The 16,341-nt window shown below is 66.4% G+C and carries 14 protein-coding genes, 1 tRNA gene and 1 pseudogene; 8 read left to right on the top strand and 8 right to left on the bottom strand.

Annotated elements, in window-relative coordinates; genetic code table 11:
• The first annotated feature begins 136 nt into the window (after positions 1 to 136).
• Genes ACY34I_RS32360 through ACY34I_RS32340 form a run of 5 tightly spaced genes read left to right on the top strand, consistent with a single transcriptional unit; the run spans position 137 to position 5,060 of the window.
• On the top strand, positions 137 to 1,543 hold the full coding sequence (locus tag ACY34I_RS32360) for an APC family permease (RefSeq protein WP_462758977.1): 1,407 nt from the start codon (positions 137 to 139) through the stop codon (positions 1,541 to 1,543).
• The gene (locus tag ACY34I_RS32355; RefSeq protein ID WP_462758976.1) at positions 1,543 to 2,553 is read left to right on the top strand and encodes an acetamidase/formamidase family protein; all 1,011 of its coding nucleotides are present in this window, start codon (positions 1,543 to 1,545) and stop codon (positions 2,551 to 2,553) included. The genes ACY34I_RS32360 and ACY34I_RS32355 overlap by 1 nt, the downstream gene beginning before the upstream one ends.
• Before the next feature lie 9 nt (positions 2,554 to 2,562).
• Positions 2,563 to 3,237, top strand: a complete 675-nt coding sequence (locus ACY34I_RS32350) for a GOLPH3/VPS74 family protein (RefSeq protein ID WP_462758975.1) — start codon at positions 2,563 to 2,565, stop codon at positions 3,235 to 3,237.
• 38 nt (positions 3,238 to 3,275) lie between these two features.
• Positions 3,276 to 3,911, top strand: coding sequence for an N-acetyltransferase (locus tag ACY34I_RS32345; protein ID WP_462758974.1), 636 nt, complete (start codon positions 3,276 to 3,278; stop codon positions 3,909 to 3,911).
• 39 nt (positions 3,912 to 3,950) lie between these two features.
• Positions 3,951 to 5,060, top strand: a complete 1,110-nt coding sequence (locus ACY34I_RS32340) for a hypothetical protein (RefSeq protein WP_462758973.1) — start codon at positions 3,951 to 3,953, stop codon at positions 5,058 to 5,060.
• A gap of 485 nt (positions 5,061 to 5,545) precedes the next feature.
• On the opposite strand, the gene ACY34I_RS32335 is transcribed toward ACY34I_RS32340, so the two are convergent.
• Positions 5,546 to 6,778: a TIGR02391 family protein gene (locus tag ACY34I_RS32335; RefSeq protein WP_462758972.1), complete on the bottom strand. Its 1,233-nt coding sequence runs from the start codon at positions 6,776 to 6,778 to the stop codon at positions 5,546 to 5,548.
• Positions 6,779 to 7,144: 366 nt separating this feature from the next.
• On the bottom strand, positions 7,145 to 8,116 hold the full coding sequence (locus tag ACY34I_RS32330; RefSeq protein WP_462758971.1) for a hypothetical protein: 972 nt from the start codon (positions 8,114 to 8,116) through the stop codon (positions 7,145 to 7,147).
• Positions 8,117 to 8,394: 278 nt separating this feature from the next.
• Here ACY34I_RS32330 and ACY34I_RS32325 point away from each other — a divergent pair, with 278 nt between their 5' ends.
• On the top strand, positions 8,395 to 9,282 hold the full coding sequence (locus ACY34I_RS32325; RefSeq protein ID WP_462758970.1) for a DUF5677 domain-containing protein: 888 nt from the start codon (positions 8,395 to 8,397) through the stop codon (positions 9,280 to 9,282).
• A gap of 125 nt (positions 9,283 to 9,407) precedes the next feature.
• Here the strand turns inward: ACY34I_RS32325 and ACY34I_RS32320 are convergent, their stop codons facing one another.
• Together ACY34I_RS32320 and ACY34I_RS32315 are read right to left on the bottom strand one after the other, a co-directional pair.
• Positions 9,408 to 11,042 (bottom strand): IS1634 family transposase, encoded by a 1,635-nt coding sequence (locus ACY34I_RS32320; RefSeq protein ID WP_462758969.1) that lies wholly within the window; start codon positions 11,040 to 11,042, stop codon positions 9,408 to 9,410.
• 204 nt (positions 11,043 to 11,246) lie between these two features.
• Positions 11,247 to 12,311 (bottom strand): ATP-dependent DNA ligase, encoded by a 1,065-nt coding sequence (locus ACY34I_RS32315; protein ID WP_462758968.1) that lies wholly within the window; start codon positions 12,309 to 12,311, stop codon positions 11,247 to 11,249.
• 619 nt (positions 12,312 to 12,930) lie between these two features.
• On the opposite strand from ACY34I_RS32315, the gene ACY34I_RS32310 reads away from it, so the two are divergent.
• The gene (locus ACY34I_RS32310; RefSeq protein WP_462758967.1) at positions 12,931 to 13,128 is read left to right on the top strand and encodes a hypothetical protein; all 198 of its coding nucleotides are present in this window, start codon (positions 12,931 to 12,933) and stop codon (positions 13,126 to 13,128) included.
• 173 nt (positions 13,129 to 13,301) lie between these two features.
• Here the strand turns inward: ACY34I_RS32310 and ACY34I_RS32305 are convergent, their stop codons facing one another.
• Positions 13,302 to 14,282 carry a hypothetical protein gene (locus ACY34I_RS32305; RefSeq protein WP_462758966.1) on the bottom strand — a complete coding sequence of 327 codons (981 nt, stop codon included), beginning with the start codon at positions 14,280 to 14,282 and terminating at the stop codon, positions 13,302 to 13,304.
• A 14-nt stretch (positions 14,283 to 14,296) separates the two neighbouring features.
• On the bottom strand, positions 14,297 to 14,695 hold the full coding sequence (locus tag ACY34I_RS32300) for a hypothetical protein (protein WP_462758965.1): 399 nt from the start codon (positions 14,693 to 14,695) through the stop codon (positions 14,297 to 14,299).
• A 692-nt stretch (positions 14,696 to 15,387) separates the two neighbouring features.
• Here ACY34I_RS32300 and ACY34I_RS32295 point away from each other — a divergent pair.
• Positions 15,388 to 15,461, top strand: a tRNA-Arg gene (locus ACY34I_RS32295).
• A gap of 159 nt (positions 15,462 to 15,620) precedes the next feature.
• Here the strand turns inward: ACY34I_RS32295 and ACY34I_RS32290 are convergent.
• Both ACY34I_RS32290 and rimM read right to left on the bottom strand, forming a co-directional pair.
• A pseudogene (locus ACY34I_RS32290) lies at positions 15,621 to 15,809 on the bottom strand (tRNA (guanosine(37)-N1)-methyltransferase TrmD); the annotation flags it as partial.
• A gap of 15 nt (positions 15,810 to 15,824) precedes the next feature.
• The coding region (gene rimM, locus ACY34I_RS32285) for a ribosome maturation factor RimM (RefSeq protein ID WP_462758964.1) at positions 15,825 to 16,341 on the bottom strand (517 nt) is incomplete at its 5' end.

Here is a 16,341-nt window from a genome sequence, read left to right as displayed (position 1 = left end):
CAACAACCTTTGTCCGCATATCCGGTATCGACCAGGTCGCTTATCCACGCGACCCTTCATGCGTAGTGCAATTCATCGTTACGGCGGCAGCAAATGCCATTACCGCCAAAGAACTGCGACTCATCGGATGGGCAATATGTATTTTCAAGACGACTTGGCGCGCTACGGATACCGGCAGGAGTTGAGCCGGCAGCTGCGATTCCGGGACCTGCTGGCCTATGGGCTGGTGTACATGGTGCCGATCGCGCCGATGGCGATCTTCGGCAGTGTGTACGCCGGCTCCGGCGGGATGGTCGCCCTGGCCTATGCGATCGGCGTGGTGGCGTTGGTGTTCACCGCGTTCTCGTACGCGCAGATGGTGCGAGCCTTCCCGATGTCGGGCAGCGTCTACAACTACGCCGGCCGAGGCATCAGCCCGCCGGTCGGGTTCCTCGCCGGCTGGGTGATCCTCCTCGACTATGTGCTCGTGCCGGGCTTGTTGTATCTAGTGGCGTCGGTGGCGATGCACGCGACCGTGCCCGCGGTGCCGGTGTGGGCGTGGCTGTTGGGCTTCGTCGCGGTCAACACGGTCGTCAACTCGGTCGGGATCCGCATGACCGCGGTGGTCACCCGAATCATGCTGGTCGGCGAGCTGATCGTCCTGGCCGTCTTCATCGCCGTCGCCGGCCGGGCCCTCGCCTCCGGGAAGGGCCGCTTCAGCTGGGAGGCGTTCTACAACTCAGACACCTTCACGTGGTCCCTCGTCGCGGGGGCGGTGTCGATCGCGGTGCTGTCCTTCCTCGGCTTCGACGGCATCAGCATGCTCGCCGAGGAAACCACGGGTGGTTCCCGGCAGATCGGCCGTGCCATGGCCGCCGTCCTCGTGCTGGCGGGAGTGCTGTTCATCGCCCAGACGTGGCTCGCGGCGATGCTTGTCCCCAACCCGGCCGGGCTGCTCGCCGGCCGCGACCCGAACGGGACCGCCTTCTACGACGCCGCTCAGGTCGCTGGCGGGGGTTGGCTGGCGACCGTGTGTGCGGTGGCCACGGCGGTGGCGTGGGGGCTGCCGAACTCGATGGTCGCCCAGGTCGCCACCTCCCGGCTGCTGTACGCGATGGCCCGCGACCGGCAGCTACCCGCCTTCCTGGCGAAAGTGTCGATCCGCCGCAGCGTGCCGATCAACGCCACCCTGCTCACCGGGGCCGTGTCCCTGGCCCTGGGCCTGTACATGGCGACCCGGGCGGATGGAATCACGGTGTTGTCGTCGCTGATCAACTTCGGGGCGATGGTCGCCTTCCTCGTCCTGCACGTCTCCGTGGCCGTGCACCACCTCATCCGCGGTCGCAGCGGGAACTGGTGGGCGCATCTGGTGATGCCCGCGGTCGGGTTCGTGATCCTCGCCTACGTGGTGGTCAACGCCAACATCGCCGCCCAACGCTTGGGCCTGGCCTGGCTCGCCCTCGGCGTCCTGATTCTTGCCGGCCTGTATCTGTCGGGTCGCCGGCCGGTGCTCTGCGGGCTGGCGCCCGCCGAGTCGCAGCAGCGTGACGTGGAGCGGGTGTGATGGCCATGGACAAGGTCACCTACCGGCCGGCGCGGGACGAGCTGGCCTACACCTTCGGCGGCCGAATGCCGGTCGCGCACCTGCGCTCCGGCGACGTCCTCGAGGTCTTCACCGAGGACTGCTTCGGCGGTCTCGTGCGCGGGCCGGCGGATCTGCCGTCGCAGGTGTGCCGCATGCCCTACCTCAACCCCGTGTCCGGGCCGTTCTTCGTCGAGGACGCCGAGCCCGGCGACACCCTCGCCATCCACCTCGCCTCGATCACCCCGGCCCGGGACTGGGGTGTGTCCTCGACGTTCCCACACTTCGGCGCCCTCACCTCGACCTCCCACACGGCCACCCTGCAGCCATCGCTCGAAGAACGGGTGTGGGTGTACGGCATCGACCGCCAGGCGGGCACGGTGCGGTTCCAGGCCACCGAAACCGACCACACCGTGGACCTGCCCCTGGAGGCGATGATCGGCACTATCGGGGTCGCCCCCGGCGGCTTCGAAGCTCGCTCCACGATCGTCCCGGACACCCACGGCGGGAACCTCGACACCCCGCAACTGCGCGCCGGCACCACCCTCTACCTCGGCGTCAAGGTGCACGGGGCGATGCTCGCCCTCGGCGACGGCCACGCCCGCCAAGGCGAAGGCGAAGCCTGCGGCGTCGGTGTCGAGATCGCCACCACCACAACCCTCGCCATCGAAGTCATCAAGGGCATGCCGACCCTGTGGCCGCGCCTGGAAACCGACACCTCGATCATGTCGATCGGGTGCGCCCGTCCCCTGGAGGACGCCTACCGCATCGCCCACCACGACCTCGTCGACTGGGTGGGATCCCTGACCCGGCTGGAGATGCTGGACGCCTATCAGTTGGTGTCGCAGGCGGGGCGGGCGCCGATCGGCAACGTGTGCGACCCCAACTACACGATCCTCGCTGCCGTCGACAAGGCGCTGCTTCCCGCGGCTGCCGCCGCGTACGGCGGGGTGCACGGCCGGCTGCGGCAGTCCGCGGCCGGGCTGCGGTAGGGCGGCGGCATGGGTCTTCCTCGACTGCCGCTGCGGGACGAGTTGTTCCTGCTCGGCCACGACGACGACACCGCCCACCCGCACATCCACCGCCAGGCCCTGGCCATCGGGCTGGCCGGCGCGGTCCTGATCGACCTGTTCCTGGCCGGTCGGGTGGTCCTCGACCCTCACGACGACCGTCCGGCCGCCGAGCGGTGGCTGCGCCTGCACACCGATCAGCCAGTCGGGGACCTGATCGCCGACACCGCCATCGCCGCCATCCGCCATGGGCGCACCGCCCCACAGGTGAAGGCGTTCCTGCGCGGCTTCTCCCCCGACCTGTACGAGCGCACCCGCGCCGGGCTCGTCGCCGCCGGCATCCTCCGCCACAGCACACGTCGACGCCTCGCAGGTCTCGCCCGCACCGACATCTACCTCGCCACCGACACCAAATGGGCCGTCGTCGCCCGAGCCCGCCTGCGGTACCTCGCCACCGGCCGCGACCAGCCCGACAACCACACTGCCGCCCTCGCCGGCCTCGTCGCGACCCTCGGCCTCACCGAGCACCTCTACCTCGACGACGACACCACCACCCTCATCGCACGGCTGAAGACGATCGCCGGTCGGCACCACCGGTCGGTGCGGGACATCACCGGCGCCGTCGATGCCGCGGTCGGTGACCTTGCCACCGCCGCCTACCGCTGACCCACACCCACCGAGGTACCCATCCGATGGAGGCTCCTGTGCGTATCCGTGCCGCCCGCTGGACGGACAAGGACCTGGTCGCCGCGCTGATCGCCGACGCCTTGCACTCCAGTCCGTTCGCCGCGTGGCTGGTGCCCGACCCCGATCAGCGGCGCCAGGTGCTGACAGGGGTCGTCGGGATCTGGGTGGAACACGCGATGTTCTTCGGCGACATCCACCTCACCGACGATGCCGCCGCCACCGTCGGCTTCCACCGCTACCGACCCATTCCACCACCAGCCAACTACCGCATCCGCCTCATCGACGCAGCCGGCGACCACGTCGACCGGTTCGACCTGTTGGACAGCCTGCTATCGGTGAAACAGCCCACCGAACCGCACTACCACCTCGCCTTCCTCGCGGTCCGCCCTGACGCCCAGAAGGCCGGCCATGGCACCGCACTGCTGGCCCACCACCGCAGCCGCCTCAACCGGATAGACCTGCCCGCCTGGACCACCATCCCGGCAGGCTGCGAACGCCTGTACGCCCGCTACGGCTACACACCCCGACCCGCGATCACCCTGCCCGACGGGCCGACCCTGCACCCGATGCGCCGCAACTCCCGCCGCGGCAGCGCCATGCCGATCAACCCCACCCACCCGGTCGATAACCGCTGGCAAGACCTGCACCCGTAGCCGCACCGCCCTCGACACCCCGAACCGGCATCGCATCTCATGGCCTTTCCTCGCAAATACCCACCAGACCTGATCGACGCTGTCGTGCAGCGCGTCGCGGATGCCCGCACCGTCAAGGCATACGGCGCGGTCACCACCGTCGCCCGCCAACTGAACCTCGACCCGCGCCTCGTGCAGAAATGGGTCACCAAAGCCACCACCCCATCCCCGCCCCAGTCGGGCAGGGCGGCCGCCGACTCGTGGGAGGCGTACCTACCGACGAGGCTGCTGCACTGCACGTTCTGCCACCAACCGATGGCCCACGCCGAGCTGCAGGACTCCGTGCAGGGCTACCAGTGCCGGGCGGGCTGCCGACCCCGACCCCTCGACGCCGCGGCCATCGCCGACGCCATCGGCCGAGCCATCCTGCGACACGCACCGCGAATCATCCCCGCCGCCGGCGCGCCGATGCCCCCACACCTCGCCGCGACCCACGCCCACCGCGTCCTCGCCCGCATCACCATCGGCGCCACCCCCGGCGACATCGCCCTCACCTGGCGCGCCGCACCCCTACCCGGCCCCGGCGCCGACACCGAACACGCACAGACCATCGCCACCGCCCGTCACCTAGCCTTCGACGATCCACTGCGCGCCCGGCAACTCCTGCACAACAGCCTCACCGACATCGATCCCACCACCGCTCCCGCCCACCCGCTCTACACCGACGCCGCCACGCTGCTGGCCGAAGTGCTCCTCCGGCTCGGCCACCCGTCCGAGGCCATCGCCTGGGCCACCTACGCCCACCGCAGCACAGTCCAACTCCACGGCCCCACCCACCCGCGCGGCCTCCACACCCTCCACCTCCACGCCGTCGCCCACCGGCGGGCTGGACATCACCAACGCGCCTACCACCTCTACCGCGCACTGGCCGAACAGCTCACCCGCCTCGAAGGCCCGCACGCCCACCGAACCCTCGCCGCCCACGCCACCACCGCCCTCGTCCTCCACGACCTCGGCCACTGCCAAGCCGCCCGCACCCTCCTCGCCGACACCATCACCACCCACCGCCGCCACCACCCCGACCACCCGGCCACCGCCCGCATGACCCAACACCTGACTCGCATCTGGGACGACTGCGCCGCCAAAGGCCACCACCACCAGGACACCTGACCCGAACGGCAGCTCGGTGAGCCTCAACGGCACCTACCTGCGGTGGCCGACTTCCACCCTTCGCTACCGGCTGTATTCGCCAGCCAAAATCAGGGGCCCCGGGCAAGCCGCTCCTGAAGCCAGCCGCTGCTCGTGACGCCGGGCTACCGGATCGCTCGGTCAGCGGCAGATGAGGCGTCCGCAGCGTCCAATCGCGAACGTGAATACTCGATCGCCGTGGCGTCGGCAGCTGCGCGGCGGACCGCACTGTCGTACTGGGATCGCGGGAAGACGAGAGGTCCGAAGGCCGCGTAGTCGCGCTGCGGGCGGAAGGGCTTGGGCGAAGCCGCGCCACGCGATAGGCCGTCTTGTTCAGGCGCCGCTGCACCAATCCCAATGAAGGCTTTGAACATGGGAACTTCACTCGTAAGGAATAGAGCGCGAGCGGAGCAGGGGCCCGAAATTTGGACCCGGAAGCCTATCCGTTCAAGCTCGGAGGGCGCTCGTCAGGACTGCTCCTTCGTGAGCCAGTCCTTCGCCTTCTGTGAAATCGCGTCCGGATACTTCTTCTGAACAAACTCCAAGAACTGTTGCATACCTGCCGATTGGTCGTTCCCGTACGAGTCCTTTGTCGGTAGATCCAGCAAGCGGTCGAGGTCAGCTTCGGTGAGCTCGTCGACCACGAGCTCAAGCCGCATCAGCACGATGTTGCTGTGGTCGTAGCTCCGGGTGAAGTCAGCCTCGTCCAGCCACTTGGTCTTGAGCACCTTACGCACTGCGGAGGACTGAACTTTGGCAGGGAGCGTCAGGTTTCGCAGCCACTTGCCATCCTCGAAGTCACGGTAAAAGGCGCCTGCGGTTCGGTAGCTCTGGCGCTTGGTGAGAACCAGGTCTTCAAGCTCCTTGATCGTGTCTTCGCTGACGTATCGCGTGATCAGGTCGTAGGCGAGGCTCGCCAGCGAGATGTAGTGCACGGCAAGGTTGGGTTCGAGAGGTGTTGCCGGCGTGTGGGCCTTCTCGTTTCTGAGATGCTGGACACCCAAGTGTAGGTACCCGATACCTCGGAAGAAGTCTGCTTCCGCGTCGTTGGCAGGTGTCGCCTTACCGAACAGAGCTTCGTAGTGTGCGGTGTTCTGGGCACTGTTGTTGAAGACGTCCGAGGCCTTCTCCTTGCCCGTGATCTCGCGGAGCTTCTCGCGCACCAGCTTGTAGGACTCCTCGACTGCATGGAAGTAGTCCCCGGTCGCCAGGTACTGCCCGATGTGGTTGTAAATGTCTCCGTGGATCTCGATCTGAATCTTGTTCTTTGAAACCGTCGCTTCGGTAGTGAAGATGGCGGGCGTGGGGTCAGCTACGTCGTCGGCCGACGTTGTCTGCCCCATGCCAGCAGGCGGTGCACCATCGAGCTCCGCCGCGATCCTTCGGATCCTGGCGATCTGGTCGTCCGTGATCTCCTCGCGGAAGCCTGAAAAGCCCGGAGCAGCCTGCTTCGCTTCGATGTAGTCCGCGAGGGTACCGAGCGTTGATGCGACCTCGGAATCTGAGCCGATCTTCCACAGCGTCCTCAACCTGTTTGCCTTCGACACTCCATACTCGGCGTACTTATCCTCGTAAATGTCGATGGCGAGGTCGTCGAATAGCTGCGCCAATGATGTGTTTGTGAGGTCGAGGACATATCCACCACTCATGCCCAGCACAGCCTCCAGGAAGGTCTTGTCTGGCAACGACAGCTTGCTCACGACTCGTTGCTCCTCTACTCGGCCTGTCGTTCCGTAGTGAGCCAGCATGATGACGTCTTCCCGTCGGCACGACCGGGCACAGGATTATCGCCAAGATCGGGCGTGCTGTCATCGGCACGGTCGGACATCCGACACCCCAGCATCCGTCATGCTCCGTAGCGAGCGGTTCGCGGCAGGAGAGAGTGCGCCACCAAGGGAAAGTAGACGCCAGCCGTCGGAGCCACAGTTCGTCACAGCAACCAGGCCAGGGGAGGGCGGATGGAATTGCCTCAGCCCGAGCAATACAAGCGTCGCGCGGACGTCAGGGCTGCGATGAAGGTTACGCGGCGGCCGTATTCTTTGCGGAGGTCCTCGTACCCGCCAGCGTCACGCCGCATCGAACAGCACGATCCCCGCCACGAGCCCGGACAGCCACGGCGGAGGATCCTCACCATTCGCCGGCGCGACAAGGTAGTCCGGGGGTTGGCGACGGAGACCTCGCAGAACATGATCAAAGTAAGGCACGCCGAAATGCCCTCGGTCCGTCGGGAGATCCTCGAAGACGACGGCATCCTCGTCAACCCGCTGGTGCTCGCTAACCGCTAAAGCGAACTGGCCCGATCGCATTCTCGACACCATGCCGAAGATCTTCTTGGCGATGTCACGCGGCATGCCTTGCGGCTGGGTCAGGAACTCCAGCAATTCGCCGTCGATGTGGTGAAGGTTGAGATCGTCAACGAACGGAGTCCCCAGGCTGGTGTCGGCGAGATCCTCCAGAGGGAACGCATACTGGTAGGCTTCTATGGCGGCTTGGCCTGGCGAGTCGAGCACGGTGAAAGTAGCGAGCTGGCTGGCGATCAGGGCGGGCAGGGCGCAAACAGCAGATCGGTGACACCGGTCGAGAGCGTCAGAGGTGTGGCCTCCACCGCAGGTAAGATCAGGACGATATGCAAGATCGCCGCAGTAGAGCGTGTAGACGGCCGGCACCTTGAGGAGATCGGAGGCGTTAAGCAGGTCGATGATCTGCTTGCGCTTCGCGTAGTTGAGGTCGACGTCCCATCTCCCACCAACCCGCTTGAGGTTCTTCGCTTGGACGAGCATGCCGAAGCATTCGCCAGTTGGGGACAGCCACCACCACAGCCAGTCGGCGCCGGTTCCACTAGAGGTAGGGGTCCCACCCTCCTGATTGCGGGTGAAGGGGATATACCTGGCGACCGGATGTGCAGCGTGGATCAAGCGGACAGTGGCATGTTCTTCATCCCACGTGTACTCGCCGAGTTGGTCGCGGCACTCAGTGATGTACGCCTCGACGGCCTGCCGACCTCGGACGAGCGAAGAGTGGAGATCCAGATTGATCATAGACATAGATCTCCATTCTCTAGGGTGACTCGCCAACGATAGATGATGGGCCTGAGTTGGCCCTCGCGCTGTCAATCTGCAGCCTAGCTGCGCCGCAGCTCTGCGCTCGTTCCACGAAGCTCTCAGGGGAGGCCGCGCGGGCCGCGAGCATGCCACTTCACGGCGATGAACCTCGCGGAATTCCGCTCAATCCGCCCTATTTGGACGTCGCCGTTGGCTCGGGTGGCGCCGTACACCTACTACGTTGTGAGCAGGCAGGGACATGTCATTATTTCTTAGTGGCTGTCAATGAGAATGTCGACGTCGAAGCGCGTTCGGCGGCCGTCGAGGTGTGGATCGCCGCGACGAAGCAGGCGCTTGTCATTGGTGACCTGACCTGGGATGCAGCCTGGTGCGACCTTCGCCGGATCGCGGTTAACTACATCCTTCGGCGTCAGCTCGAGGCGCTTGACGCCACCGTGGTGCTGGCCAAGGTCGGGCTGGGTCATCTGGCGGTCGGGTTCATCCGGCCCGCTCTCGACGAGTTGCTTTGGATGCTGTGGGTGAAGGACCTGCCGCAGCAGGATGCGCAGAATCTGCTCATGGTCATGGGGCGGTCCGACGGTATCCGCTCACTGCTCGCCCAGCGTGCCTACGTCGGCGACGCTGTGATGCAGGAGCTATGGTATCCGGTAACCTTTTTAGACGCCCAAGAGCAGCAGCTAACTCGTGCGAACGATGAGCTGGCGAAGATCCGCGAACAGTTCAATTGGTCGGGGCGCCCGCTGCCGAGCGCGAGCTGGGTCGCAAAACAGACCGGCCATAAAGACCTGTACGACTACTTGCATGCCGCCGCGAGTCGCGCCCTGCACTTCTCGATGGGCGAAGTGATGCGCAACGGTTGGGGCGAGCCTGACGGAAAGGTGGTCACCCTGAAACCAGAGTTTCGCGAGTACCGGACCAACTTCGCACTTTACCAGCTACCCTCGCTATTCCTCAAAACCGTGTCTGCTTGCCAGGAATTCTTCGAATATGCGGGGATCATAGAACGGGAGGACGAGGCCGTGGGGAAGCAGGTTCTCGCCGCAACCGAGGCCCTTGGCAAGTTCGGGCGCGTACCGCTCGTCCATGCCCACGAATGGAATCTGACGCCAAGCGGTCCGCTGAGGCTTCCTAAGAAGAATTGACAAAGCCCGAGGCTACCAAACCGCATCAGCCGTGCAAGTCGGCGAACGGGCGAACGCCCTCACATCGGCAGTTGCGGATGCAATCGGCTCACGCTCAGGTGACTGTTTAACCCGACTTGGCTCATTTAGTGCGTGCCGTGGATGAGGTCGAGGGCGGCTTGGAGTTCGGCGGGTATGGGGTCGGCTGCGGTGATCGTGTGGTCGCCGGCTTGGATCTGGATGGTGCGGTAGCGGCGGGCGGTGGTGACGAAGCGTTTGATGGTCCAGCCGGTGGTGTTCTCGATCCAGCGGGACACGGCCAGGGCGGCGAACACGATGGTCAGGTGGGCTTCGATCGACTCGCGGGTGTGGTGGTAGATCGGCCGGGCAGCCAGGTCCGTCTTGGACATCCGGAAGGACTTCTCCACCTGTAGCAGCCGGCTGTAGGCGCCGATCACCTGCTGCGGGTCCGGGTTCGGGAGGTTGGTGACGTAGCCCTTGATGCCGGCCAGGGCCCGGTTCTTGGCCTCCAGGGCCCGGTTCACGCTCTTGGTCGCGCCGGTCAGGCGTACGTACCGGTTCCGCTTGACCGCTGTTTTGCCGGCGACGGCATTCTCGGCCTTGGCGACCTGGGTGTCGATACCCCGAAGGGTGCGTCGGGCCCGGTCAGCCCGGTACTGGTAGAAGATGGTGTGGTCGCGGCGTTTGTCGCCGTGGCCGGCCGGCCACGGCTGGACGAACACGTGCCCGTCGGGGATCTCGGCGTCGGGGTGGGCGTCGCGCCATTCTGTGACGACGTAGGGCACGTCGGGAACGCGGGCGCCGAGAATGAACGACAGCCCGGCCTGTTCGATCGCGCGTTTGTTCGCCTCCGACACCATCCCCGCATCGGCGATGACGGTGACATCCGACAGGCGGTGTGCGTCGAGGAAGGCCCGTAGGACCGGCATCATGGTGGTGGTCTCGGCCCGGTTGCCCTCAAACGCATGCACCATCAGCGGGAATCCCGACCCGTCGGTGAGCAGACCGACGGTGATCTGCGGTTCGAGACGCCTCTCCTTGCTGAAGCCAGGCTCACGGAACCCGTCACCTTCGTCGGCCTCGAAGTACAACGTCGTGACGTCGTAGAGCAGGAACGTCGCCGGCCCGAGGCGCACATGCTCGGCGCAGGCGCGTGCCAGCCGCGCCCGCCACGGGCCACCAGCCGGATCAAACGTCGGCTCAGCGCCGTCCTCGACCGGCACGCCCTCGGTCTTCTCGCCGGCGGCGGAAGCCTTGCCTCCCGTGGCATACAGCCGCAACCGCCGCTTGATCGTCGCGTACGACGGCGCCCACGCGCCGGCCTCGTCCAACACCCGCACCGAGTCGAGTTTGCTGGTCGGTTCAATTATCCGGGCCAGGACCAACGCCTTGAACACCTCGTCCTGCTCGGCCGCCGCGGCGAACCCCAGGGCGTCGTACCCGCGGCCCAAAGCATCCAACAGGTGCCCGGCCCTCGTGGACGTGATCGGCAACGGACCGCCCCCGTTGGCCGGGCTGCTCGGCAGACGCAGATCCAACTCGCCCTGCCCCACGGCCACCCGCTGCCGAGCCACCGCCTTCAGCAGTTCCAGGTCCGCATCCGTGTGCGCGGACCCGATGTGCTCGATATCCCGCGAGCCCGCCGCTCGGAGTGCACGATCTGCACCGCCCGCGCTCCGGACGCCGTCTTCACCGTCCGCACGTACGCCACAGCCGACACGATAGAACCCGACCCATTTAGTGCGTGCCTCCCGACGCAACCCCCCAGGTCACAGCCTCGCAGGCCCCAGAATCAGCCAACCGTGAGCCAAGTCGGGCGCATCAGCCGTGCAAGTCGGCGAACGGGCGAACGCCCTGACATCGGCAGTTGCGGATGCAATCGGCTCACGCTCAGGTGACTGTTTAAGGCGTGACTGCAGCGGGTCCGGAAGCACCTGCTGCTCATTGGCAGGGCCGTGGATGCTTCACCCCGGGTCGCCGTAGTAGCCCTCCTCCTCGCCGAGCAGCAGCGGGACGTCATAGACCGACAGGTCTGGCCGGGCCCGCGTGTACCGCACGCGGTGGCGCCATCGTCCGTGTTCGAACGCCACGTCGGCGTCGATCTCCGCCACCACGCTGGGTTCCACCTGCACGTACGGCAGCGGCTCCGGCCGGTCCAGCTGGCCGGACCAGGACGCCGGCAGTGGATTCGGCCACGGGTGCGCGACCGCGCCGCGGCGCGGCATGCGCGGCGGCGACAGCTGCTCGGCCAGCGCCGCCCGCTGATCGGTGGTCAGTGGGTGGGAGCGGCCGGTGTACCGCAGCCGTTCCCGCCGGTCGAATCGGCCGAGTAGTAGGGTCTCCGGGCGGGTGATGCTGCCAGTAACCCCGCCGATGATGGCCTCGGTGACAATGCGGGTACGGAACTTCGACCAGCCGCGGCGGCCGGGCTCGTACCGGCCATCCAGGCGCTTGCTGACCACGCCCTCGACCCCCACCGCGACGGTCCAGTTCAGCAGCCAGTCCGACACCTCCCGCATGTCGGCCGTCTGCGGGGTCACGGTGAGCTGCGCCGGGGCGCCGGCGAGCAGCCGCTCCAGCCGGGCCCGGCGTTGTACCAGCGGCAGGTCCAGGATCACCTGCCCGCCGACGTCGGCGAGCAGATCGAACAGCACGTAATGGGCAGGGCACTCGCGCGCCACGCGCAGCACAGCGCGGCCGGCGGTGACGCGCCGCTGCAGCTGCGCGAAGTTGGTCCGGCCACGCTCCCAGACGATCAGCTCACCGTCGAGCACGGCACCGGGCGGGATGGCTGCCCGGATTGCCCGGGTGATGTCCGGGAAGTAGGTCGTCAGGTTCCGGCCGGCCCGCGACTGCAAATACACCCCGTCCGCCTCGCGGAAGGCGATCGCTCGCCACCCATCCCATTTCGGCTCGTGCACCAGATCCCGGCCCTCGGGCACCGCATCGACCGGCGCGGCGAGCATCGGCGCAACCGGCCGACGCAGCACCGGCTCCGCCGCACCCGCCCGTGCCCGGCCGGAACTCACTTCCAGCCCCGCCCATGAGCCCCGCTCATCTCCGCCCCCCACGTCATCGTGGGAGGGAACCGGCTCGCCTCGGGCGGAGATCCGCGACAACGAATACAGCAGTGGTCACAGCACCCATCGCCGGACCATCCAGCAAAGAAGGATGCCCTCCTCCTGTTCAAAGCACGTCGGACCAGTCTGCGCGGACTGATTCGGCGCCGCCTACCACCGCTGTCACCTCGTAAGGTGCCAGCGCTCGGGCGACCGGATGGGATCCAGGCATTGCTCGCTCGTGAAACCCGTTCGACATACGCGGCGACAACCGCCTGGTCGCGGAGGGCGCTAGCACATTCGGTCATTTCAGGGCGTTTTCCACAGCGGCCAAAGTTCTTTAGAGCAAGCGATCCCGGGCTGGCGAGCGACGGGCACCGCAGGCGAACCTGATCCGGTCGGCGAGGTCACCGCTCGGCTGCTGGCCACGGCAACGGGCAGGTGCAGCAGCCCCGGCCGCAGGCCACCGACGACCGGTCCCCGCAGCGAACAGTTGCGGGGACCGCGCCATCCCACGCGCCCATCCGAACCCCGACGACAGAGTCCCGTACGCCGCGCCCCGCCGTCGCCAAGCACGTACCGTCGGAGCGTGGACGTGCTGCTACGCGGCGGGCCAGGTGACGGCCAAGTGGTGCCCGGCGGCGGGGAAACCGTCGTGTGGCAGGCCTGCCTGTACGAGATCACGCCCGAGCACGGCCACCGGAACGGCCGCGATCTACGGGTCTACCGGCACCGCGCCGACTGCTGTGAACCGTACGGCCGAGGCGCCGAAGACCGTTGCGAATGACCCGCCGGCCGCGGTGCAGGCCGACTTGCTCGAATGCCCCACACCGCCAGTTGATCGAACTGTCCCCGTGTGCCCAGAATGACAATTACGTGCGTCCGGACGGCAACATGCCTTCACTGCACCGTCGTGGTTGGCCGGCGGATCACACCACGTGCCGATGTCTCCTGATGCAATCAACCCTTCTCGGGCTTACCAAGCGACTGCTCGGTCAGCACCCGTAGGACGCGTTCCGCGTTCGCGAGCGGGTAGGCAGCCCAGTGGTGCGCGAGCGAGACGGGAATCAGCGCATCGTCGTATAGGCGGGTGCCTAGGAGATCAAGCGCTTCGAGCGTCCGACGAAGGGTGACGAACCGGCTAGCAAGACTGAGGTCCTCGGGTGGAGTTGCACTTTTGGGATTGGGGGCCTCGCGTTTGGTGTCATACGCGACGTCGGTGTCCGGCAGGATGGTGATGCAAAGCAATTGACCATCATCGGCATGGTAGTAGAGTTTCCTGCCGAAGTAGGTCTCATCGAGGCTGCTGATTCGCAGCCGTCCGGTCATGTACTCGTGGTCGAGGCGCATGAACTGGCGACGTTTGATGAATCGTCGGATGCCGTGCAGATGTTCTACGGGGTAGCCGCTTTTAGCTACTCCGAACACGATCGGCGGCTGATGACCGCGGGCGCGGGCCCGCATGTTGAGCGCCTGCCATGCGCCGCGTAGGCAGCGCTGGAACCGAGCCGCTTGTCCGAAAACTGCGAGGTCGCCGTCGCAGATAAAGGCTGTCTGTTGCAGCATTTTAGGGGAGAGCTCTTCGAAACTCAGGGCTACGCCGAGTAGGACGAGATGTTCGATCAGCTGGTGCGTGCGGCCAAGCGCCTCGCCGTTGCTGGCGTCCGGCTGGAAGGCTTCCCAGATACGTAGTGCGTCAGTGGCCCACAGCGCCTTCTTGCATTTCGGGCAAAATCCTGGCTGGTTCCAAGGCACCTTGATACCCGGGCGAGCGGCTTTGGGGTCGTGTAGATCGCAGTCCTTGTTGGGGCATTTCGTGACGAGTTGGTAGCCCTGCTCTGCCGCCGCCGACTGCTCTTCCTGGCCGTGCCGGGAGATCAAGTGCAGTAGTTCGAGTAGGGTCCGATGCTGCACCTCGGTTCGCGCGAACAGTTCAAACAACTCGGCCCTGAAGGCTACCTGCGGGTCGGCGTACTCCTCGTGTTCCAGGTATGTGTGTGTACATAGAGGATCTGCTCCGAGACGATGTTGTACCAGTGCTGCTCATCGTCCCGCATTGCATCAATCGCGCGTATGGTCCCAGCTTCCTCTGTGGCGAGCTTGATCACCCGATCGTTGCTGGCAAGACGAAGGCACTGCTCTAGCCCGATCGACCGGCCAAGGGCGGCGTCGAACACGCGCACTCGTCTCTGGACCAGCGCAGCCTTGAGGAGCATCTCGAAGGCATGCTGCAAAGACAGCAGCACCGCCGTAACTCGGCCGTCGTCGTGCGGCGAGTTGAAGACCGTCATGCTGTGACGAAGGGACCACAAGGCCTTCCTCTTGAGGATTCTGGTTTCCTGCGTCAGTCGCAACTTACCTCCTTGAAGGCGCCGTGCACCGGCAGACGATCTAGCAAGATTGGGCCGACAGGCTGAACCGCGGTGGAGCACAGGGTGGCCGTGTGACCGAACCACCCGACTCTGTACTCCCTCGGCGCCAAGGTTATCCGTTCGCAGCCATTCCACTTTGGTCGCCGAGGCCATGCGGGATCCCAAGATCTTTCCCTCGTACCACGGGCCGTGCTGCGACGCCCAGTCACCCGACACGTCCGGTCTGCGCATCTGGGTCATGACGGTGGGTTTGGGTGGACTGCCGCCACCTGTCGGTTCGGCCGTCTGCTGACAAGTGAACCCGGACCGGTCGATGTTGGATCCGAAGCTGCTGGCCCGCCCGGCGCAGCTGACCGGCGGCCGGCCTGGTCGGCGATCCGCCCGCCACCGCTAAAGGCGATCTGGGAGCCAGCCTTCACCAGGCCGGGGCACCGAGGATGGGAGTCTGGTTTGGGCCTGCTGTGAGGTGCCCGTCTGTTGTTGATCTTCGATGATGTGCGTGGTGTGTGCTCTCCAGCCGGTGCCACGGTGGGTCAACCGGTGCCACTTCGGGTCAAGCGGGGAAAGGATCATGATCGCTGGCTCGCCCCGTGTGGTCCACGTGTGGTCATCGCCCGGTCCAGCCGGCTGGGACGACGCAGGTCAACGCGCAGGTCGCTAGACTAGGCGCTCTCGCCCTCGTAGCTCAGGGGATAGAGCAACGGTTTCCTAAACCGTGTGTCGCAGGTTCGAATCCTGCCGGGGGGCACCCCCAAGGTCAGCTAAACCGTGCTTTGAACAGCACTTATGTGTGGTTGTCGATCGGCTGGCGTATGCGGCCGTAGGCCACTGGCGGCGACCGTTTGTCGCCAGCCGCGGAACATGCGCGGAATGATCTTCAACGCATCGGTCCAGGTCAGCGGACCGGCGGCCCCATCAGCATGCCGGGGCCGCCGCCGTAGGGCGTGTCGTCGACCGTGCGGTGCACGTCGTGGGTCCAGGTGTGCAGATCGTGTACGGCCAGCCGCAGGGTGCCGCTCGCCCGGGCCTTGCCGATCAGCGACAGGTCCAGCGGGGCGAAGTACTCGGGGAAGATCGACACGATGTCGACGCGCATGAGGGGTGGCTCCAGTCAGAGGTCGAGCAGCCCGCCGGGCAGCTCCACCACCACGCGTCCGCCCGGGACGTCGACCTCGGGCACAATCGCCTTGACGAACGGGATGAGCGCGGTCCGCCCGTCGGGGCGCCGCAGCACCAGCAGGTCGGACGCGGGGGCGTGGTCGATCCGGGCCACCTCGCCCAGCCGCTCGCCGGCCGGGGTCACCACGGCCAGGCCGACCAGCTGGTGGTCGAGGAACTCCTCCGGGTCCGCCGGCGGATCCACGTCGGCGCTGTCCACGCCGATCAGGGTGCCGCGCAGCGCCTCGGCGACGTCGCGGTCCAGCACGCCCTCGAAGGCGACCAGCAGCCGCCCCTGATGCCAGCGGGCCGACTCGATGGTCAACTTGTCCGGCACCCGGTAGGCCCCGGGCGCCGGAGGCGCGACCGCCCCCGGCTCGGTGCGCAGCACCGACCCGGGGGCGAACCGTGCTTCGGGCTCATCGGTCCGCACCTCCACGGTGACCTCACCGCGGATCCCATGCGGCTTA

The organism is Micromonospora sp. RTBAU3-60, assembly GCF_054963695.1.
Note: the sequence above shows the minus strand (reverse complement) of the source record. Positions and strands in the feature narration are given on the sequence as shown.